Origin of the sequence: Nonomuraea sp. NPDC052116 (genome assembly GCF_040680035.1) — a bacterium.
GTDB lineage: Bacteria > Actinomycetota > Actinomycetes > Streptosporangiales > Streptosporangiaceae > Nonomuraea > Nonomuraea angiospora_A.
In genome coordinates this window covers 519,169-540,223 of the sequence record NZ_JBFAWA010000003.1, presented here as the reverse complement: position 1 = coordinate 540,223, position 21,055 = coordinate 519,169, and the positions used below count along the sequence as shown (strand labels likewise).

Annotated in this window: 16 protein-coding genes; 9 read left to right on the top strand and 7 right to left on the bottom strand. The window is 73.0% G+C overall.

The window, feature by feature from the left end; all coding sequences use genetic code 11:
- The 3 genes from AB0L65_RS08085 to AB0L65_RS08075 all read right to left on the bottom strand — a co-directional run.
- On the bottom strand, positions 1 to 818 hold an 818-nt coding region (locus tag AB0L65_RS08085), incomplete at its 3' end, for a transposase (protein WP_364241810.1).
- 145 nt (positions 819 to 963) lie between these two features.
- The gene (locus tag AB0L65_RS08080) at positions 964 to 1,677 is read right to left on the bottom strand and encodes an MATE family efflux transporter (RefSeq protein WP_364241808.1); all 714 of its coding nucleotides are present in this window, start codon (positions 1,675 to 1,677) and stop codon (positions 964 to 966) included.
- A 441-nt stretch (positions 1,678 to 2,118) separates the two neighbouring features.
- Positions 2,119 to 4,800 carry an AAA family ATPase gene (locus AB0L65_RS08075; RefSeq protein ID WP_364241805.1) on the bottom strand — a complete coding sequence of 894 codons (2,682 nt, stop codon included), beginning with the start codon at positions 4,798 to 4,800 and terminating at the stop codon, positions 2,119 to 2,121.
- A gap of 537 nt (positions 4,801 to 5,337) precedes the next feature.
- Between AB0L65_RS08075 and AB0L65_RS08070 the strand changes: the two genes are divergently transcribed.
- The 9 genes from AB0L65_RS08070 to AB0L65_RS08030 all read left to right on the top strand — a co-directional run bounded on the left by AB0L65_RS08070 (position 5,338) and on the right by AB0L65_RS08030 (position 16,551).
- On the top strand, positions 5,338 to 6,126 hold the full coding sequence (locus AB0L65_RS08070) for a hypothetical protein (protein ID WP_364241802.1): 789 nt from the start codon (positions 5,338 to 5,340) through the stop codon (positions 6,124 to 6,126).
- Between the two features lie 2 nt (positions 6,127 to 6,128).
- On the top strand, positions 6,129 to 6,698 hold the full coding sequence (locus AB0L65_RS08065) for a hypothetical protein (RefSeq protein ID WP_364241799.1): 570 nt from the start codon (positions 6,129 to 6,131) through the stop codon (positions 6,696 to 6,698).
- A 99-nt stretch (positions 6,699 to 6,797) separates the two neighbouring features.
- Positions 6,798 to 6,935, top strand: coding sequence for a hypothetical protein (locus AB0L65_RS08060; RefSeq protein ID WP_364241796.1), 138 nt, complete (start codon positions 6,798 to 6,800; stop codon positions 6,933 to 6,935).
- 41 nt (positions 6,936 to 6,976) lie between these two features.
- On the top strand, positions 6,977 to 7,990 hold the full coding sequence (locus AB0L65_RS08055) for a substrate-binding domain-containing protein (RefSeq protein ID WP_355199178.1): 1,014 nt from the start codon (positions 6,977 to 6,979) through the stop codon (positions 7,988 to 7,990).
- Positions 7,991 to 8,027: 37 nt separating this feature from the next.
- Entirely contained in the window at positions 8,028 to 11,522 is a 3,495-nt protein-coding gene (locus tag AB0L65_RS08050) for a WD40 repeat domain-containing serine/threonine-protein kinase (RefSeq protein WP_364241793.1), read from the top strand.
- A 37-nt stretch (positions 11,523 to 11,559) separates the two neighbouring features.
- The gene (locus tag AB0L65_RS08045; RefSeq protein ID WP_364241790.1) at positions 11,560 to 12,612 is read left to right on the top strand and encodes an NAD(P)-binding domain-containing protein; all 1,053 of its coding nucleotides are present in this window, start codon (positions 11,560 to 11,562) and stop codon (positions 12,610 to 12,612) included.
- Positions 12,613 to 12,748: 136 nt separating this feature from the next.
- Positions 12,749 to 14,416: a protein kinase gene (locus AB0L65_RS08040; RefSeq protein ID WP_364241787.1), complete on the top strand. Its 1,668-nt coding sequence runs from the start codon at positions 12,749 to 12,751 to the stop codon at positions 14,414 to 14,416.
- A 113-nt stretch (positions 14,417 to 14,529) separates the two neighbouring features.
- A complete protein-coding gene (locus tag AB0L65_RS08035) occupies positions 14,530 to 15,528 on the top strand; it encodes a hypothetical protein (protein WP_350740306.1) in 999 nt (332 codons plus the stop codon).
- 12 nt (positions 15,529 to 15,540) lie between these two features.
- Positions 15,541 to 16,551 (top strand): aldo/keto reductase, encoded by a 1,011-nt coding sequence (locus tag AB0L65_RS08030; RefSeq protein ID WP_364241783.1) that lies wholly within the window; start codon positions 15,541 to 15,543, stop codon positions 16,549 to 16,551.
- Positions 16,552 to 16,665: 114 nt separating this feature from the next.
- Here AB0L65_RS08030 and AB0L65_RS08025 read toward each other — a convergent pair whose 3' ends face one another.
- The 4 genes from AB0L65_RS08025 to AB0L65_RS08010 form a co-directional block, all read right to left on the bottom strand.
- Positions 16,666 to 18,147, bottom strand: a complete 1,482-nt coding sequence (locus AB0L65_RS08025; RefSeq protein WP_364241780.1) for a sugar ABC transporter ATP-binding protein — start codon at positions 18,145 to 18,147, stop codon at positions 16,666 to 16,668.
- A gap of 343 nt (positions 18,148 to 18,490) precedes the next feature.
- On the bottom strand, positions 18,491 to 18,895 hold the full coding sequence (locus AB0L65_RS08020) for a DUF5360 family protein (RefSeq protein ID WP_364241777.1): 405 nt from the start codon (positions 18,893 to 18,895) through the stop codon (positions 18,491 to 18,493).
- Positions 18,879 to 19,430: a TetR/AcrR family transcriptional regulator gene (locus AB0L65_RS08015; RefSeq protein ID WP_364241774.1), complete on the bottom strand. Its 552-nt coding sequence runs from the start codon at positions 19,428 to 19,430 to the stop codon at positions 18,879 to 18,881. The genes AB0L65_RS08020 and AB0L65_RS08015 overlap by 17 nt, the downstream gene beginning before the upstream one ends.
- 815 nt (positions 19,431 to 20,245) lie before the next feature.
- Positions 20,246 to 21,046 carry a DeoR/GlpR family DNA-binding transcription regulator gene (locus AB0L65_RS08010; protein WP_350740321.1) on the bottom strand — a complete coding sequence of 267 codons (801 nt, stop codon included), beginning with the start codon at positions 21,044 to 21,046 and terminating at the stop codon, positions 20,246 to 20,248.
- Between the last annotated feature and the right edge of the window lie 9 nt (positions 21,047 to 21,055).

The window sequence follows — 21,055 nt, the reverse complement described above, 5'->3', positions numbered from 1 at the left end:
TCCTCCACGGCGATCACTTGGTTCTCGCGAACAAGCCGTGTGGTCACCTTGTGCAGATGATCCCGGCGCCGGTCGGCGATCCGGGCGTACACCTTGCCCACGCGCAGCCGGGCCTTGGCCCGGTTGTTCGATCCCTTCTGCTTACGAGCCAGCGATCGCTGGGCACGGGCCAGCTTGCGCCGGTCGGCACGCTCGTGACGCGGGTTGACGATCTTCTCGCCGGTCGAGAGCGTTGCCAGCGCCGTGATGCCCGCGTCCACGCCCACCGACGCCTCGACCGGCGGCAGCGGCGAGATCTTCTCCTCGATCAGAAGGGACACGAACCACCGCCCGGCCGCGTCTCTGGACACCGTGACCGTGGACGGCTCGGCGCCTTCGGGCAATGGACGCGACCACACGATGTCCAGCGGCGCGTCCATCTTCGCCAAGGTGAGCCGGCCCTGGCGCCAGCGGAACGCCGAGCGGGTGTACTCCGCGCTCGCGCGTGCCTTCTTCTTGCTCTTGAAGGTCGGGTACTTCGCCCTCCGCGCGAAGAAGTTCGCGAACGCGGCTTGGAGGTGGCGCAGTGCCTGCTGCAACGGCACCGACGACACCTCGCCCAGGAACGCCAGCTCGGGTGTCTTCTTCCACGCCGTCAGCGCGGCGGAGGACTCCACGTAGGAGACCCGTTTGCCTTCCAGGGTGTAGGCGCGGGTCCGCTCTTCCAGGGCCTTGTTGTAGACCAGGCGCACGCAGCCGAACGTCCGGGCAAGCTCGTCGGCCTGCTCGGGGGTCGGGTAGAAGCGGTACTTGTAGGCCCGCTTTACCAGCTGCGCCACGCATCACATTTTTGCAGGAAGACCAGCCAAGTGCTGCTCAGTTGCGGTAGACGGCGGTCCGCCTGGCGGCGAATCGCCTGCTCCGCCCTGCTCCGCAGGAGTCCGATTCCTTCCCCGCCTGAAGGCGGGGGTCTCCTCGGAGGTATCAGATGACGACCGTGGCCGACATCGGGAGACCCACCTCGGCCATGCGCCAGATCTCGCGCGGGCGGGGGCGTCCGGGCCATGGCGATCCTTCCGCCAGTTCCGGCAGGCGCAGCAGGAGAACGTTGGACGCGGTGACGGCCAGGGCGGTGGAGGCCAGGAGCGCGATGGCGGTGCCGTGGATGCCCATCCTGGGCACCAGGAGGAAGAGCAGGGTCACCTGTACGGCCGTGCTCGACAGGCTGGACCAGAGCACCAGCCGGCTGCGTCCCAGCGCGATCAGCACCCCGTTGGCGCCCCCGCCCGCGGCGGCCAGCAGCACCTGCAAGGCGAAGAGCTGAGGCACCGCCCCGAACTCGGCCGTCACCTCACGAGACACCCCTCCGACCCGCGCGATCAGAGGGACTCCGAGCATGACGCCTGCGCCGATCACTCCGAGCACGAGGGACAGCCAACGCGCGTCTTTCAGGATGGGCAGCGCCTCGGCGGGACGATCGCGGCAGGCGGCCACGAACGGGGCCATGCCGCGCAGACCGCCGGACACGGCCGCGGTGACGGGGGTGAGCACCGCGCCGACGAGGGCGAAGGCCGCCAGTTGAACCGTCGCCTGGTGTCCGAGCAGGGAAGTGCCGACGAGCTGGGCGATGACCCCGGCGCTCATGGACAGGAAGAGAGGCGCTGCCGAGTTCAGGATCATGCGATGAGGAGTGGGCATGAAAAGCAAAATCCCGGGCGGCCAACCGCTCGGGACAAGATTAATTATACCCCGGGCGAGCCCGGGCCGGGTGGTGGTGGCGGCCGTGAGCAGGCACGTAGGGTGCCCGGATGATCGGGATACCGGAGGTGTTCGCGCGGAGCACGGTCGAGCGTGAGGGAGACCCGGGCGCGGCGTGGCTCGCCGAACTGCCCGGGATCGTGGACGAGCTGCTGGAGCGTTGGGGGTGCGTGCTGGACGGCGAGGTCATGTATGGAGGCGTCGTCGTCCCGGTGCGCCGACGCGCTCACGACTCCGCGGGTGCGCATAGGCCTGCAGCGAGGCCGGCACTCACCGGTCGGCGCAAGTCCGCAAGGCATCCCGGTCCGGGGTGGGTGTCAGTCGGCCCACCGCTTCGTCGGTCAACGGGTGGGCGCGCCCTGGCGAACGCCTGCACCGGGCTCAGTGCATGAGCTTGGTGGTGAGGGCCACGCGTGAGCTCACCCCCAGCTTGGCGTACGCGTTCCCCAGGTGGTACTCGATCGTCTTCACGCTCAGCACCAGCTCCCTGGCCACCTGCCGGTTCGTCATCCCGGTGGCCACCAGCCGCGCCACCGCCTGCTCCTGCGGGGTCAGCCGCAGCAGCGGCGAGGCGCCCGACCCGGCGCGCGGCAGCCCGCACGCGCTCAGCTCCTGCTCGCACCGCCCCACGTACGGCGCCGCGCCCAGTCTGGCGAACAGCCCGAGCGCCAGCTCCAGGTGCGACTGGGCCTGCCTGCGGCGGCCCAGCCTGCGCAGGAACCGCCCGTACGCCAGCCGCAGCCGGGCCTCGTCGAACGGCAGCCCGGCCCCCGCCCCGGCGTGCGCGAGAGCGGTGGTGAAGGCGGTGTCGGCCAGGGCGTTCTCGTGGCGGGCGGCGTGCAGGCCGCCCCGGCAGCGGGCCGCCGTGGCCAGCGCCGAACGCCTGCCGCGCCGCCCCGCCAGCCGCTCGACCGCGACCAGGCAGGTCTCGGCCCGGTCCAGCTCGCCGAGCCCCACCAGGGCGTCGATGAACAGGTCGAGCCACTGTACGACGCCGGGCTCGTACACGATGTCGTGCACCTCCACCGCCCGCAGCGGCTCGAGCGCCGTCACCGTCGCGGCGTGGTCGCCCCTGGCGGCGGCCAGGTGCGCGGCGGCGCTGCATCCGTGCGCGAGCGCCGCCACCGAGTCCGCGCCGGCGACGGCCGCCCGGACGTGGGACTCCGCGAGCGGCCAGTCGCCGCGCGAGGCCGGAACGAGGGCGGCCAGCCCGTGGCAGATGGGCGAGAGCCACCGCTGGTCGGCGTCGTCGGCCACGGACGCCGCGGTCTCGGTGTGCAGGGCGGCGTCGTCCCAGCGGCCGGAGCGGTACTCGACCTGCCCCAGCATGGCGGTGGCCAGCATGCGGAACGGCACCGAACGCTCCCCGCACGCCGCCACCACCCCCGACAGGTCGGCCAGCCCGCCCGCCAGGTCGTCGGAGCAGGTGCGCAGCAGCCCGCGGCCGAGCAGCGCGTCCAGGTCGGCGATCGTCGCCGACGCGGGCGGCGGCAGGTCGGCGGTCGCGGCCAGCGCCGCGTCGATCTCGCCGGAGACGGCCAGGCCGGTGAGCTGGGTGAAGCGGTTGTAGTCGATGCTGAGGCGGTAGCCGGGGGAGTCGCGGGCGCGTTCGGCCCAGCGGGCGGCCTGCCCGCCCTCGGCCTTGACCAGGCAGAGCATGGCGAGCTGCTGCGCCGCCCGCGCCGCCAGGCCCGACTCGGGCGGCCCGGCCTGCTCCCAGGCCGTGATGAGCTGCGCCCGCGCCTCCTCGACGTGGCCGCGCACCATGGCCAGGTGGCCGAGCGCGTAGCCGCGCACCGCCGGGTGCGCGTCCTCGGGCAGGCTCGCGGTCAGCCCGGCCGCCTCGTCGACCCGCCCGTCCAGCAGCAGCGCCTCCACCGCCTCGGCGGCCAGCGGCGCGGGGGCGCCCGACAGCTCCGCCGCCGCCTTCAGGTGCTCGGCCGCGCCGCCGAACGCGCCCAGCCGTACCTGCGCCCGGCCCAGCTCCGCCAGCTCGGCGGCCAGCTCCGGGCTCGGGCCCGCCACCGCCTCGATGCGGTGCCGCAGCCGCGCCTGCTCGTCCTCCGCCACCAGCGCCGCCCGCGCGTGCAGGGCCGAGCGCTGCGCCGGGCCGAGGTCGCGGTAGACGGCCGCCCGGATCAGCGGATGCGCGAACGCCGCCACGGGACCGCGCGAAGAGGACCGTTCCAGCAGCACGCCCTCGCGCACGGCCTGTTCGAGCGCCTGCAGCGGCTCCGCCACCCCGGCCACCCGCGCCGCCAGGTGCAGCGGGCACGACATGCCCAGCACGCTGACCGCGCCGACCAGCTCGCGCACCGGCGGCGCGCACCTGGCGACCTTGGCCAGCACCAGCATCGTGTACGACCTGGGCGCCGGCAGCGGCTGCGCCAGGTCGTCCAACGCCTCCAGGGGCACCTCCTCCAGCAGCGCCCGCAGGTGCAGCGGCACGCCCTCGGTGTGGGCGACCAGCCTGGCCACGGCCCGCTGCGACACCCGCCCGCCGACCAGCGCGGCCACCTCAGGCTCCCGCAGCCCGCGCAGCCGCAGCCGGTGGGTGGTGTCGGCGGCGATGAGCCGCCGCAGCCCTTCGGGGCCCGGCAGCGTGGCGGCCTCGCGCAGCATGAGCACCGCCATGACCCGGTCCACGCGCAGCCTGCGCAGGCAGAACGTCAGCGCCCGCAACGTCGGCGCGTCCGCCCAGTGCACGTCGTCCACGACCAGGCAGAGCGGCTCGCTCGCCTGCCGCTCGCTCAGCTCCGGCAGCAGCGCCGCCCCGACCGCGAGCGGATCGGGCGGCTCCGCCGCGGCCGGCGCCTCGATCTGCGCGGGGAGCCCGCCGAACAGCCTGGTCAGCGTCCCGTACGGCAGCAGCGCCTCACCCTCGTCCCCGTCGGTGAACAGCACGTTGCCCGTCCCGCACGTCTCCAGGAACCGCTGGACCAGCGTCGTCTTCCCGATCCCCGCCGGTCCCTCGACCACGACGAGCCTGGGCAGTCCGGCGCGGGCGCGCTCGAACTCCGCGGCCAGGCATCGGAGCTCCTGATCCCGTCCGACGAACGTCATACCGGCCTCCGCACGCTGGGAAATCCAACGTTGCGCGGCAAAGCGGGCGGCTCAAGTAAGACTTGCCTGTCCCCTTGTCCAGAGGTCGCGCGAAAACCAGGGGTTATCCCCAGGTCGCCGGGGCCGGTCCGGGTCCCCGCCGCCGTCGTACGGGCGGCCGGATCTGCCGCGCGGGCGCGGAGGCCCGTACTCCAGGGGAAATCCCCGGGGCGCTCCCTGAAGCGCGGGGCCCCGGGGCGGCGGATCATGTGAGGCGGGCCTCATCGGGAGGGGTGCGGGCGAGGGCTGCCGACGGTTCGCGCAGGGCGGTCACGGTCCTCGCCGCGCAGGAGGGCACGCCTCCCGGACCCGTGTCACCATCGCCACACGGGAGGCCCGGCGGGGCGGTCACGAGCGTAGCCACAGGTGGCCGCCCCGATCCCGTTCATCGACTCGCGCCGGACGCCGCCGCGGGGTCCGTGGTTGCCCGGGCCTTTACCGATCTGTGCTTCGCGCCATCATTGCACTGTGTGATAGTAATGTGACGTTGCGTATCCGATGAGTTTCGGGAGATTCTTCATGGTGGCGTACACGCTCTCAGTCGTGGCGGCGGTGGGTGCGGTGGCGCTCACCGCGCTGATCTTCAGGAAGGTCAAACGAGCCGAAGAGGACCGCGACCCCGGTGGGCCGTCGGTCGCGCACGCGGGAGCGATGCTGTCGGCCATGTTCCTGCTGGTCTTCGCCATCGCGATCATCGTTCCGTGGACCACGGCCGACGCAGCCCGCCTCAACACCCACACCGAGAGCCAGGCGGCCGTCGACGCCTACTGGGCGGCCGACGCCCTGCCGGGCACCGCGCCGCAGGACGTGCGCAGGGCGCTGCGCGACTACATCACGTTCGTGGTCAGGGACGAGTGGCCGCTCATGGGCGAGGGCCGGATGGACCCGGTCGGCGCCGCCAGGATGGACGAGCTGCGCGGCCGCGTCACCGACCTGCAGGTGACCGGCGACAAGCAGGACGACGCCAAGAGCGCCGTGCTGGAGAAGCTCAGCGCGATCTCCACCGCGCGGGCCCAGCGCACCGCCGACGCCGCCGCCACGCCTCCCGCGGGGCTGCTGCACCTGACCATCCTCACCGGGGTCCTGGTCACCGTCTTCCCGTTCCTGGCGGGGGCCAGGCCGAGGGGGCTGGCGCTGCTGCCGCTGCTGGCGACGGCCGCGCTGCTGGGCTTCGGCATCTACCTGACGTGGGACATCTCCCACGCCTTCGCCGGGCCGCTGGCCGTCGGGCCCGAGGCGTTCCAGGGGGCGCTGCAGGAGTTCACCCGCATCGGCGGGGGAGTGTGAGCGTGGGCGTCCGGCGTGCTCCGCTGCTGTTCGCCGTCGCCCTGGCCGCCGTGACCGTCGCGGGCCCCGCCGCGGCCGACGGGGTGCCGTGGCCGCGTCCGGTGCCGAAGGTGACCGTACGTCCCCCGGCGCCGCCGGCACCCCCGAAGAACGTGACCGTCGGCCCCACGGTGACGGTTCCCCGGGTCCGGACTCGGCGTTCACCCAGGCCCAAGGTGTCGATCTCGGTGCCGCCCCGCAAGCGCTGGGCGCCGCCCGCGGTCGTGCTGCCGCACGTGACGGTCTACCGGGACGGCGTGTGCACGGCAGATGTCCAGGTGGGGGAGTGCCCGCGCAGGAGAGCGGGCCGGGTGCGCCCGTCCGCCCCCTGGGCGGCGCCGGTGCCGGTGCCGACGCCCACCCCCACGAAGACGACGCCCAAGCCGAAGGCGGCCGTCCCGCTGACGCGCTACCAGCGGGCCGCGGCAGGCCCGTCCCGGCGCAAGAGCCCGCTCAACACCGTGCTGGTGATGACCGTGGTGGTGTCGGCGATCACCTCGACGACGGCCGTGGCCTTCCGCTCCCGCCGCTGAGCCGTTATTCGGATGCCCTGTCCCGGTGCCGCGTGACACACTGACCGCCGGGCCCCGGAGATCATCGTCCGGGCCCGGCGGTGATCGGGAGAGGCGGCCGTGGCCGACGAAGAGGTGCCGACCGGTGGCGGCGTCAACCACGTGGTCCCGGGCGACAGCCGGTTCTACGATGCGGACATGGCGCACCTGGCCCGCCGCGAGCCCGCGTTCCGGTCCGCCCTTGTGACACCCCGATGATCGGGCCGGCCGCGGCACGCCCGTCGAGGCGAGGAGGCACGATGCCGGACACCCCCAGGCGCGCCACCCTGGCCACCGTCGCCGCCTCGGCCGGCGTGTCGGTCGCGACCGTCTCCAAGGTGCTCAACGGCCGCAGCGACGTCGCGCCCGCCACCCGATCCCTGGTGGAGTCGCTGCTGCGGGAGCACGAGTACGTCCCGGCCACGGCGCGGCGCGAGCTGTGCGGGAGCGTCGAGCTGCAGTTCGACGACGACCTGAACGCCTACTCCATCGAGATCATCCAGGGCGCGGTGCAGGCCGGGGCCGAGATCGGCGTCGGGATCGTCGTCAGCATCAAGAAGGACGCCGGCCACAGCACCGCCTGGGTCCGCGACCTGGTCGCCGCCGGCCGCACCGCGCTGATCGCCGTCACCTGCGAACAGCTGGCCGCCCAGCAGGTGGCCGCGCTGGCGCGGGCCCGCCTGCCGCTGGTGCTGATCGACCCGCTCAACCTGCAGAGCGCCAGCGTGACCAGCGTCGGCTCCACGAACTTCGCCGGCGGGCTGGCCGCCACCCGCCACCTGCTCTCGCTCGGCCACCGCCGCATCGCCTACGTCGGCGGCCCGGCGACCGCCGCCTGCAACCAGGCCCGGCTGCACGGCTACCGCGCCGCCCTGGAGGCCGAAGGCGCGCCGGTGATCCCCGGCTACGTGTGGACCGGCCAGTTCCGCTACCACGACGGGCTGCTGGGCGGCGCGGCCGTCCTCGACCTGCCGCGGGCGCCGACGGCGATCTTCGCGGGCTGCGACGAGCTGGCCCTGGGGGTCATGGAGGCCGCCCGGGCGCGCGGGCTGCGCATCCCCGAGGACGTCAGCGTCGTGGGCTACGACGACACCCAGGTCGCCCGGATGGCCTCGCCGCCGCTGACCACGGTCCGCCAGCCGCTGCGCGAGATGGGCGGGATGGCGCTGCGCACCGCGTTGCGGCTGGCGGCCGGCGAAAGGATCGACTCCCGTCACGTGGAGCTGGCCACCGAGCTGATCGTCCGCGGGTCCACGGCGCCCGTGCCCGGGTGAGGCCAACCAATCGAGCCCCATCCGCATCAAAAGTCACGTGGAGAGTCTGGCGCCGGGTGATCCGGTCAAGATCGGCAAATACTGGCTGGCCGGGCGGCTCGGCTCCGGCGGCCAGGGTGTCGTCTATGAGGCGTACGACGACGACGGCGGCCGGTACGCGCTCAAGGTGCTGCACGCGGAGGTACGCGACCGGCTGGCCAAGGAGGCCGCCGCCGCCCGCAGGGTCGCGTCGTTCTGCACCGCCAGGGTGATCGACGCCGACCCGGCCGCCACCCCGCCGTACATCGTGAGCGAATACGTCGAGGGTGTGGACCTGCGGCGCGCCGGGCGGCGGTTCGCGGGTGACGACCTGCACCGGCTGGCCACCGCCGTGGCGACCGCGCTGACCGCGATCCACGAGGCCGGGGTCGTGCACCGGGACCTCAAACCGGACAACGTCCTGCTCGGGCCCGACGGGCCGCGCGTGATCGACTTCGGCATCGCCCGCACCGAGGAGATGTCGCGCACGGCCGGTGACTACATCGCGGGCACGCCCACGTACATGGCGCCGGAGGTCTTCTCCGGAGACCGGGCCGGCGCCGCGGCCGACGTGTTCGCCTGGGGCGGGATCATGGTGTTCGCGGCCACCGGGCAGGACCCGTTCAGGGCGGAGACCCTCGCGGGGGTCATGCACCGGGTGCTCACCTTCGAGCCCGACCTCGACGCGCTGCCCGCGTCGCTGCGGCCGCTGGTGGCGGCGGCGCTGAGCAAGGACCCCGGGCGGCGGCCGAGCGCGCGCGGGCTGCTGCTCGCCCTGGTCGGAGGCGCGATCGACCCGCTCGGCGAGGGCAGCCAGCGCGGCGAGGGCCTGCGTGCCGCGGCGGCCGACCCGGGGCTCGGCACCCTGGCCGAGGACGCCTACGACCTGCTCGCCCCCGAGGAGCGCGAGCTGGTGCCCGACCTGCTGCTGCGGCTGATCACGATCGACGGCGACGGCACGGAGACCGTACGGCGCGCGTCCGTGGACGACCTGCTCCCCGAGCGGCCCGCGCAGCGGCGGCGCATCCTGGACGTCTTCGGCTACATCCTCACCGAACGCGACGGCGAGGTGAGCATCGTCCGCCCGGCCGTCCTGCGCGCCTGGCCCCGGCTGCGCGGCTGGGTGGAGGCCGACCGGCAGGGGCTCGGCGTCCTGCCCGAGATCTCCCGCGCCGCCCACGCCTGGCACGACCACGGCCGCAAGGACGGCGACCTGCTCCAGGGCAGCAGGCTCGAGGCCGTGCTCGACTGGGCCGCCACCGGCCGGAACCAGGTGACGCTGACGCCGCTGGAACGCGACTTCCTGGGCGCCGCGAGCGGCGTCACCCGGCGCCGGGCCGGCCGCCGCCGCCTGCTCACCGCGGCGCTGGCGGGGCTGCTGGTGGTGGCGGTGATCGGCGCCGGGCTCGCGGTCCAGCAGGGACGCCGGGCCGCCGAGCAGCGCGACCAGGTGGCGGCCGAACGCGACCGCGCCCGTGGCCGCGAACTGGTCCACCAGGCCGCCGACCTGCGCACGGTGAACCCGGTGCGGGCCATGCTGCTCAGCGTCGCCGCCTGGCGACTGGCCCCGGGCGCCGACACCCGCTCCAGCCTCACCTCGGCCGTCTACCAGCGCGAGACCACGTCGTTCAGCCCGCCCGCCGACAGGGGCGCGGCCACGCGGGCCGTCAGCGGCGACGGCCGCGTCCTCGCCGCCGTGAGCGAGCGCGGGGTGCGCGTGTACGAGGTCGCGACCGGCAGCCAGGTCGCCTCCTGGACGTCGCCGCGGCTGGCCGAGGGCGTGAACCAGGCGGCGCTGAGCCGTACCGGCCGGCTGCTGGCCATCGCGGCCGGCCAGGCCGTGACCGTGTGGCAGACGCGCACCGGCCGCCTCGTCGGCGTCAAGAAGAAGCCGGGCGACGACCCCGAGCTGCTCCACCCCGATTTCGGCGACCAGGACTCGCTGCTGTCGATCAGCGTCACCGACGGCGTGACGGACCTGTGGGACGCCGAGCGCGGCCGCGATATCCCCACCAAGGAGTGGGGCGAGCTCACCCAGTTCACCGTCGCCTCCTCGGGCAGGCTGGTCGCGAGCGTGGCGCCCCCGGGGCAGACGATCCGGGTGTGGCGGCTGCCGGGCATGCGGCGCGTGCCCGCTCTCGAGAAGAGCTGCGGCATGGAACCGGTCGTGGGATTCAGCGCGGACAGCCGGCTCATGTACTGCGCCGGGGAGCGGTTCCAGCTCCGGGACACCGCCTCGGGCAGGCTGGTCGCCGACTCGGAGGCGGAGGAGGACGGCCTGACCTGGGGGGACGCGGTGAGCCAGGCGGCCCCCGGCACCCGGTGGGCGGTCCGGCTCAGCGCCGACAACCAGCTGGTCGCCGGCGCGCGCGGGCAGCGCGTCTGGGTCTGGAACGTGACCACGCACCAGGAGATCCTCAGGTACGAGGCGCCGGGCGAGGTCACCGAGGTGTGGTTCGACCCGACCGGCCGGACGCTGCGCTACCGGGTGGACGAGCGCATCGTCAGCCTCGCGCTGCGGTCCGGCACCGCGAGCGCCCGGGCGCCGTCCGGAGCGCGGATCGAAGCGATCAGCCCGGACGCGCGCCGGCTGCTGATCAGCACGTCGTCCGCGTACCGGACGTGGGACGTGGCCGCGCGGCGCTCGATCGCGTCGTACCCCAATCCCGGCAACCCGACGCCGTGGCTGTTCAGTCCCGCCAACGACAGCCTGGTCTTCCAGGACGGGGAGGCGGTCATCGCGTACAGCCTCACCGACGGGCGGCGGCTGTGGTCGTTCGGGGGCATTCCGGCGTTCCTCCCCATGGGCGGGGCCTACAGCCGGGACGGCCGCCTGTTCGCGGCGGTCTTCGCGCAGAACAATCAGAAACAGGATGACTTCCGCCTGCGGGTGTGGGACGCGCGCACCGGGAAGGAGGTCAGCAGCGTGAAACTGCCGTTCGTCACCCGCGACTTCGTCTTCCTTGCCGACGGCAGGACGATCGCGTCGGCGAGCGGGCGGTTCTACGACATCATGACCGGCAAGCCCGTCGGCACCGGGTTCGGCGCGGCGCGGAACCAGGGTTTCATGGTCGTCGATCCCGCCGGGCGGCGGCTGGCCACGCACGACGGGCACCGCCTCAGCCTGTGGGACCTGAGCGCCCGGCAGCTGCTCGTACCCGACCTGCGCGTTCCCGGTCATGAGTTCGACGCCGTGGTGTTCGCCCCCCGAGGGGACGTGGTCGCCGTCTCCGACGCGGGCGGTGGGATCCATCTGTGGGACGTGGCGACCCGGCAGCCGCTGGGCGGGGAGATCCGGCTCGACAGCAACGGCAGCGTGCACCTCATGGCCTTCACCGGCGACGGGGGACTGCTGCGGGTGGTCGACGTGTCGGAGCGGGTTCACGACCTGCCGGTCGCGCCGGAGGCGATGGTGGGAGCGGTGTGCGCGCGGGCCGGCCGCACGCTCAGCGTCCAGGAGTGGCGCGAGTATCTGGGTGCCACGCCGTACCGGGACGTGTGCGCGAAGACGTGAGGGAAGAGCGCGGGCCCGGCGGCGGTTTCACCTGATCGTGGAAGAGACCGAAGTGGTGGTGATCGGCGCCGGGCAGGCGGGCCTGTCCGGCGCGTACTTCCTGCGCCGGTACGGGTTCGAGCCGGTCGTCCTGGACGCGGCCGACGGCGCGGGAGGGGCGTGGCGTCACCGGTCGCCGTCGCTGACCATGGACAAGGTGCACGGCATCTTCGACCTGCCCGGCATCGCGCGTCCCCCGGGCGTGGACGGGCGCCGTCCCGCCGCCGAGGTGGTCCCCGCGTACTACGCGGCCTACGAGGAGGAGCTGGGGCTGGACGTCGTACGGCCGGTGCGGGTCGCCTCCGTCCGGCACGGTGACGGCGGCCGGCTGGTGATCGGCACGGACGCGGGGGAGTGGTCGGCCCGCGCCGTGATCAACGCGACGGGCACCTGGACCCGGCCCCACTGGCCCTACTACCCCGGCGCGCCGGACTTCGCGGGCCGCCAGCTCCACTACGCGGGTTACCGGGGGCCGGAGGAGTTCGCGGGGCGGCGCGTGATCGTGGTGGGGGGCGGGGCGTCGGCGATGCACGTGTTGTCGGAGATCGCCGGGATCGCCGCGACCACGGCCTGGGTGACGCGGCGGCCGCCGGTGTTCCGGGATGACGACTTCGGTGAGAACGCCCGGCGCGAGGCCGTCGCGCTGGTCGAGGCGCGCGTGCGCGCGGGGCTCCCGCCGCAGAGCGTGGTGAGCGTCACCGGCCTCGGCTACAGCACGGTCGTACGCGAGGCCCTGGCCAAGGGCGCGCTGGAACGCCTCCCCATGTTCCGGCGCATCACCGCGGACGGCGTCACCTGGTCTGACGGCCTCCACCTGGAGGCGGACACGATCGTCTGGGCCACCGGCTTCCGCTCGGCCCTCGACCACCTCGCGCCCCTGCGGCTCAGGGAGCCGGGCGGCGGGATCAAGGTGGACGGCACCCAGGCCGTCAGGGAGCCGGCCCTGCAACTGGTCGGGTACGGCCCTTCGGCCAGCACCATCGGCGCGAACCGCGCCGGACGCGCGGCGGCGCGTAACGTCCACGGCTACCTGGCGCGGCAGGCGGCCTGACCAGACCTACTATGCGGAGTAGTAAGAATACCGATTGCGGCAGCGGCCCGGTTACTCCCGCGAAGGGACTCGACACGGGGTGTGACCCAGGTTAGCGTCCTGACATAAGGATCTTTATCCGGTCAGGAGGTCCCACATGGAAGTTCCCGGCTACACCGAGATCCGGGAACTCGGACACGGCGGGACAGGCCGGGTGATGCTCGCCGTACGGGACTCAGACGGGCTGGCCGTCGCGATCAAGCACCTGTCCGAGCCGCTGCGCGCGGACACGGGGTTCGTCGAGCGGTTCCGGGCGGAGGCCGAGGTCATCCGCGAGATCGACAGCCCGCACACCGCCCGCCTGCTCGAATACGTCGAGGGCCAGGACGACGCCGTCATCGTGATGGAGCTGGTCGACGGCGTCACGCTGCGGCGGCTGCTGGAGCACGAGGGCGCGACGGGCCCGGAGGCGGCGCTCGTGGTGCTGAAGGGCGCGCTGCTCGGGCTGGCCGAGGCGCACCGGCGCGGTGTCGTCCACCGGGACTTCAAACCCGAGAACGTCATCATCACCCAGGACGGCCAGAGCAAGCTCGTCGACTTCGGCGTGGCGGCCCACTTCGGGGAGACGGCCGCGCTCGTCGGCACGCCCCCGTACATGGCGCCCGAGCAGTGGGACGACGGGCCGGCCAGCGCCGCGACCGACGTGTACGCCGCCACGCTGGTGTTCTTCGAGTGCCTGACCGGCCACCGCGCCTTCCAGGGTGAGAACGTGGCCGCGCTCGCCTACCAGCACCAGCACATCCTGCCCCAGCTGGGGGAGGTCGAGGAGCCGTTGCGGCCGCTGCTCGAACACGGCCTGGCCAAGGACCCGGCCGGGCGGCCCGCGTCGGCGGAGGCGTTCCTGGCCGAGCTGGAGGGGGTCGCGCTCGCCGAGTACGGCGAGGAATGGGAGACGCGCGGGCGGGCCGGGCTCGGCATCGTGGTCCTGCCGCTGGCCGCGCTGTTACCGAGGCCGCAACCGGTTGCCGAGAGCACCACCAGCGTGGTGCAGAGCACGCTGGCGCCGGCGGCCAAGTTCGCGGTGACGGGCGGGCTGGTGCTGGCGACCGCCGCCGCGGTCGTGTCGGCGTTCGTGATCCTGGGGGACTCGCCGGAGCCGGGGCCTGGGCCGGGCGTCGCGCTGCCGCCCGCCACGTCCGCCGCGCCGGAGCCGTCGCGGACCCCGGCGCCGGCCTCGCCGACCTCCGCGCCGCCCACGTCCGCCGAGCCCAGCCCGAGCGGGTCGATCACGGGGACGCCGCCCGTCACGTACGCCGGTCAGCCGACGGCTCCCCCTACGGCTCCTCCCACGGGTGGCCCCGGCGCGCGGCCGCCCACCGCCACCCGGGAGCCGACGCGGGGGCCGACCCGGGGGCCGACCCGGGAGCCGACCCGGGAGCCGACCCGGGAGCCGACGCGGTCCGGCCGGCCGACTGAGCGGCCGACTGAGCGGCCCACCACGCGGCCATCCACCGGCGAACCCCCGGCGACCAGGCCGCCCGCCACCCAGCCGCCCGCCACCCGGCCTCCGGCCACGAGCGCGCCCGACCCCGGCACACCGCCCGCGACCAGGAACCGGGAGCCGCTCATCTCCGTCTCCGTCAAGGTGTCGGTGAACCTGCCGATCCTCGGCGGCGGCGACGATGACGGGCTGCTGGACGCCGACATCGACCTCGGTCTGGGGTCGAGTCTCCTGGGCATGGTGGTCGTACCGGGCTCGGTATTGGTCGGACGGCAGATCGTGGTGCGGAGGGTACGACGGCCGCGCGATACCGAAAAGTTGTGAGTTGTGTGCGGAGCGGGATGATCCCCTACTATCAGCAGTCGGATAGAGGGCGTCCCCCCGGCCTGGATTACTGCTGACCGGAACCTGCCCTGCGGCTCGGGGTGAGGAGAAGTGTGGCGGTTGCGTCCCACGCCGACCGGCTACGCGGACTGGTCCGTACGCTCTCCGCGGCGACGCTCGCCGTGGCGCTGCTGACGGCGGGGGCTCCGGCGCAGGCCGCGCCCAAGCCCACGGTGAAGCAGCTCAAGAAGGAGCTCGCCGCGCTGCAGAAGGAGTCGGACAAGCTCATCACCGACTACTACAGCAGCAGAGTCGCCCAGCAAAAAGCCGATAAATCGGAAAAGTCGGCGCGGGAGAAGCTGGCCGCGGCCCAGGCGGTCTACGACCGCGAGTCCGCCGAGCTGCGCGCCATGGCCGTCGCCCAGTACATCGGCGGCGACCCCGGCCAGATCTCCATGCTCACCTCCGACCGGGACCCGACGTCCCTGCTCGGCCGGATGGCGCTCAACCAGCACCTCGTCGTGCTCCAGGAGACCCGGCTGCGCGGCTACGCCCAGGTCAGGGACACCCACCAGCAGGCCAAGGACGAGGCCGACGCGCGCGCCAAGGAGCTCGCCGAGACGGTGGACGAGCTGGAGAAGCGCAAGAAGAAGGCCGAGAAGCAGATCGACCGGATCAAGGAGAAGATCGACCAGCTGTACGTCGGGCCGGGCGTGCGGCGGCCGGACGGCACGTGGGTGCCGCAGCTGCCCGGCGGGGCCGACAACATCACGCCCCGGATGCGGCTGGTCAAGCAGCTCGTCCAGGAGCGGTTCGGCGTACCGAACGGGATCGGGTGTTACCGGGCGATCCAGGACGGCGGCGAGCATCCGCTCGGGCGGGCCTGCGACTTCATGCTGAGCCGCGGTGGCGCGATGCCGTCGGGGGCGGAGGTCGCGCGCGGCAACGAGATCGCGGAGTGGGCGATCAAGAACTCGAAGCGGCTCGGGATCATGTACATCATCTACCGGCAGCGGATCTGGCACGCCAGAACCGGCTCCTGGCGCACCATGTCGGACCGGGGCGGCACGACGGCCAACCACTACGATCATCCCCATATTTCGGTTTATTAGGGGGTTCGGGCGATGCGCTATCGGCTGCTGGGCAACACCGGGTTACGGGTGTCGGAGCTGTTCCTCGGGGCCATGACGTTCGGGGAGCAGGGCGGGGTGGGCGCGCCGATCGAGGAGTGCCGCCGCATGCTCGACCTGTACGCCGACGCGGGCGGCAACGTCGTGGACACGGCGATCAACTACCGGGGCGGGGCCAGCGAGACCATCGTGGGCGAGCTGCTCGAAGGCCGCAGGGACCGGTTCGTCCTGTCCACCAAGTACACCGTCAGCCGGGACGGCGCCGACCCGAACGCGGCCGGCAACCACCGCAAGAACCTGCGGCTGTCCCTGGAGACCAGCCTGCGCCGGCTCCGGACCGACTACGTGGACATCTACTGGGTCCACCTGTGGGACCGGCACACGCCGATCGAGGAGACGATGCGCGGTCTCGACGAGGCCGTGCGGTCCGGCAAGGTGCTCTATGTCGGCATATCCGATGCTCCGGCGTGGGTGGTGTCGAGGGCCAACACGGTCGCCGAGTTCCGCGGGTGGGCGCCGTTCGCGGGGCTGCAGGTGCCTTACAGCCTGCTCCAGCGGGACATCGAGCGGGAGCTCCTGCCCATGGCCGAGTCGTACGGGATGAGCGTGACCGCCTGGAGCCCGCTGGCCGGCGGGATCCTGTCGGGCAAGTTCACCCGGGGGACGGCGCAGCCGGGGACGCGGGTGGCGGCCGACTCGGTCAGCGAGCACGACCACGCGGTGGCGCGGGCGGTGCAGGAGGTGGCCGACTCGCTGGGGGCGTCGAGCTCGCAGGTGGCGATCGCGTGGACCCGGGCACGGTCGCGGGCGGTGCTGCCGATCGTGGGGGCGCGGACGGTGGAGCAGCTGGCTGACAACCTCGGGGTGGTGGACGTCGACCTTCCGGAGGATGCCGTACGACGCCTGGACGAGGCGACGGGCTTCACCCTCGGCTTCCCCGCCGACTTCATCGCACAGACCTCACCCTGGGTCTTCGGCGAAGCCTCCCACCGCTTGGACGCCTGACCCTCCCGCCCCCTGGATGCCTGACCCTCCCGCCCCCCTGGATGTCTCACCCTCCCACCACCTGGATGCCTGACCCTCTCACCCTGGCCCGCTGCTGCTGCTCCCGACCTGGGGCTAGTCCTTGGCCAGGGCCGCCAGCAGCCGGTTCTCCGTCACCTCGGGCCCGACCAGCTGATCGGTGATCGCCCCGTCCCGCAGGACGACCACGCTGTCGCAGTTCTCCACCAGCTCGCTCACGTCCGACGAGATCAGCAGGATCGCCAGCCCGTCCACCGCCAGCTCGTCCAGCAGCGCCTGCATGTCCACCTTCGTCGCCACGTCCACGCCCCGGGTCGGCTCGTCCAGCAGCAGCACCTTCGGGTGCATGGCCAGCCACCTCGCCAGCAGCACCTTCTGCTGGTTCCCGCCCGACAGCTCCCCGGCGGGCTGCCGGGGGGAGACGGCCTTGATCCCGAGCCGCTTCATGAACGTCGCCACGATGCTGTCCACCCGCGCGTCCGACACGATCCCCGCCCGCGACAGCCGGGGCAGGGCCGCCAGCGCGATGTTGTCGCGCACCGACAGCGTGGGCACGATGCCCTCGGTCTTCCGGTTCTCCGGCACGAGGCCGACGCCGGCGCGGATGGCGTTCCTGATCGACCACTTGCGGGAACGCGCTCCCGCCACCGTCACCTGGCCCGCGTCCACCGGCAGCACGCCCGCGATGGCCCGGGCCGTCTCGCTGCGTCCCGCGCCGAGCAGCCCGCCCAGGCCGACCACCTCGCCGGCCCGCATCGCGAGCGACACCCCGTCCAGTACGTGATGGCGGGTCAGACCCTTGGCCTCGAGCACCGGCAGGTCGGCGGACTCGGCCGGTTCGCCGGTGTGCAGGGCGGGCTCCACGGGATGGAAGGGCCGTCCCAGCATGAGCGAGACCAGTCGTAACCGGTCGAGCCCCGCCAGCGGTCCCGTGTGCACGACCCGCCCCTCGCGCAGCACCGTGACCCGGTCGCAGATCTCGTACAGCTCCTCGAGCCGGTGCGTGACGTACACGACCGACCGGCCCTCCTCGCGCAGCCGCCGCACGGCCCCGAACAGCGTCTCCAGCTCGCCGTGCGCCAGCGCCGACGTGGGCTCGTCCATGATGACCACCCGCGCGTCCGCCGAGGCGGCCCTGGCCAGCGCGACGAGCTGGCGCGCGCCCTCGCCCAGCGCGCCGAGCGGCCGGCGCACATCCACCTCCAGCCCGTACGCGGCCAGCACCCGCTCGGCCTGCGCGTGCACGGCCGCGGAGTCGATCAGCCCGAGCCGCCCCCTGGGCTCCCTGCCCAGGAGGAGGTTACGGGCGACGCTCATGGTCGGTACGAGGTTCGTCTCCTGGTGGACGGTGGCGATCCCGGCCCGCTTGGCGTCGGCCGGGCTGGCGAACCTGACCGGCTCACCCATGAGGCGCAGCTCGCCCGCATCCGGCTGGTGGACCCCGGAGAGCACCTTCACCAGGGTCGACTTGCCCGCCCCGTTGCCGCCGATCAGCGCATGCACCTCGCCGGGGCGTACGGACAGGGTGACGTGGTCGAGGGCGGTGACACCCTGGAACGTCTTGAGAACGCCTGCCACCTGTAGCACGGTTGCCTCCGCCTCGATCGTGGTCGAGGAAGGAAACATTACAGTAACGGCCTTGTCACATTCGATCAGAAACGAGCGCAACCCGTCACGCCCACTCAGCCGCCAACCGTCCACCCTCGGGGCTCCGGAGCCCCAGCGCCCATGGGGTCGAGCCCCGTCGGCACAGCGACACGTCGTCCACTGCCACCACCCACACCGGGCCGACGGGCTCGCTTGTCCTTGGCCACCGGTCAGCCCCGGCAGTGCCGCCGGTCGCGCCGTCAACCGGGCGTTGGCGTAGTGAATCCCGGACCCTTTCAGCGCGTTCGTGGAGAGAACTCGCGACCAGCTATCCCTATGAGGCGGTGAAGCTTGGTCGGGACCGCGTGAGACAGAGGATCGCGGGGACCGGGAAGAGCATGAGGTAGAGGTTCGGCAGCCACCAGGCCAGCGAGAAGTCGCCGCGCAGTGTCCAGAACGCGATTGCCATCAAGCCGGAGGCCATGGTCAGCACGAGCGAGACCAGCATCAGCCCCGGCCCGGACGGCGAGCCTCGGCGCAGGAGGTACAGGCTGGTCAGGCCGGTGGCGCTGGCCAGCAGGTCGATCCAGAGAAACGACCAGTTCCAATCGGCCATCAGCGGGTTGGTGTAGTCGGCGAACGCCCATTCGGGCGGGATCAGTCCCAGCCCGGTGATGGTGAAGTAGGCGACGAACGCCAGATCCGTGAGCAGCATCAACGCCTTAGTGACGCGTAGCACGGTCGATTTCCTCCATCAGGTAGCGCCTGGTCTGTTCGTGCAGGGCCGCGTCCGGTTCGCCGAGTCCGAGAAGCCTGGCCGCCCACCAGCCGTCGATGGCCAGCCGTACGGCCGTCGCCGCGGCCGGGTCGATGCCGTCGTCGGTCAATCTGGCCTGCCAGGCGGCGAACCGCTCTCTCAGCGGCGCAAGCCCTGCCGGATCCACGAGCACCGCGGCCAGCAGCGCGGCGGTCACCCGGTTGGCCGGAGCGTTGGCCGCCGTGTGGCGCTCGGGGATCGTCGCGTTCAGGTAGGCGCGCAGAAAGTCACCCGGCTCGTCACCGGTCTCGGCCAGTGCTTGGTCGAAAGCCTTGGTCAGGCGGTCGACCATGGCGGCGACCAATGCCTGCTTGGTGGGGAAGTGGTAGAACAAGCCGCCTTTGGACACGCCTGCCCGCCGTGCCACCGCTTCCAGAGTCAGGGCCTCGGCCCCCTCGGACAGCAACACCTCGGCCGCGGCGTCGAGCAGTCGTTCTTTCGAGCTGGGTCGCGGCATGAAGGAAACTATACCGGCTGACCGGTACAGTTTCTAGGTGATCGACGCTCGTGCTCTCGGGTGCGGTCGGTGAATGAGTGGCTCGGAGCGATCAGGGACTTGCGGTTGGCGCAGTGGTTGGCAAGTTCGAGGGAGGCCGGCTACTGGTGCCGGGCCTGAGCAGAGGACACAGCCGGGTGCGCTTCGGCCTTCACCCACGCCACTTCCACCGTCCTGCACCAGCTCGCTCACATCCGCGGTGCTCGATTACCTTGCCCGCCCCTGTGCTCGGCTGCCTTGCTCACACCCCTGCTCGGTTACCGCGTCGGCCGGCTCTCCGCCCGTCGTCGCTCGGCGCCCACACGCCCACCTCCCACGCCCGCCCGGCCGGTGCTCGGCTACGGCGCCTGCCCGCTCGCCTGCGCTGGGCTGCGGCGTCTGCCTGCCGTCGGTTGTGCCTATGGGGCCGGTTGTGCGGCTGCACCACCACCCGCCGTCGCTCGGCCCTCACACTCCCACCTCTCGCGCCTGGCCACTTGCACTCGGCTACGGCGCCTGCCCTCCGGTGCTCGACGCGCCCGCCCACCTCGTCGCCTGCGCCTCCGCTCGCGCCCGCCCAGGTCGCCTGCCGTTCGTCGGCGCTGGTTCGTTCGCGCCCGCCCGCAGCGTCGCCTGGGCCCGTCCCGCCTGCCCGTTTGCTTGCGCACGCCCGACTGTCTCCGTTCCGGCCGGGTCGTCTGAGCCTCCGCCCGCGTATATCGCCCACCGGGGCCGGGCCGGGTCCAGGGCCGTGTACGGGAGACGTCGGGGCGCTCGGCCGGTCGGCTGGAAGGGAGTCAGAACTGGGCGATGTGGAGGCGGACGCCGCGGGCGCTCAGGTCGTCGAGGACGTCCCGGGGTGCCGCGTCGTCCGTGACCAGGTGGTCGATCCGGTCCGGCGGCACCGTCTGGACCATCGTGTCCACGCCGATCTTGGTGTGGTCGGCCAGCACCACGACCTCCTCCGCGGCCGCTGCCAGCGCTCGGTCGACGCCCGCCACCTGCATGTTGGGTGTCGACAGGCCGCGCTCGGCCGTCAGTCCGTTGCCCGAGATGAACGCCCGGCGCACCCGCAGCCCCGCCAGCGAGTGCTCGGCGGCGCTGCCCACCAGGGCCAGGATCGAGCCGCGCAGCGTGCCGCCGGTGAGCATCACCTCCACCCGCGGCGTCCCGGCCAGCACTTGGGCGACCAGCAGGGAGCTGGTCACCACGGCCAGCTCGGAGTGCCTGGTCAGGCGGCGGGCGAACTCCTGCGTGGTGGTGCCGGGCCCGATCACGATCGCGTCGCCGTCCTCGACGAGGGCGGCGGCCAGGTCGGCGATGGCGGCCTTCTCGGCCGACTCGAGCGACACCTTGTGCGCGTATCCGGCCTCGCGCGACAGCTCGCCGGGCAGGGTGGCGCCGCCGTGGTGGCGGTTGAGCAGGCCCTCCGACTCCAGCGCGCGCAGGTCGCGGCGGACGGTGACCTCGGAGGAGTGCACGGCCTGGGCGAGCTCGCGCAGCGACACCGCGCCGTTGGCGCGCACCAGCTCCAGGATGCGCTGCCGGCGCTCAGCGGCGAACACGGGTCTGCGTCCGTCGCTCTGCGTGTCGCTCACGTTCCGATC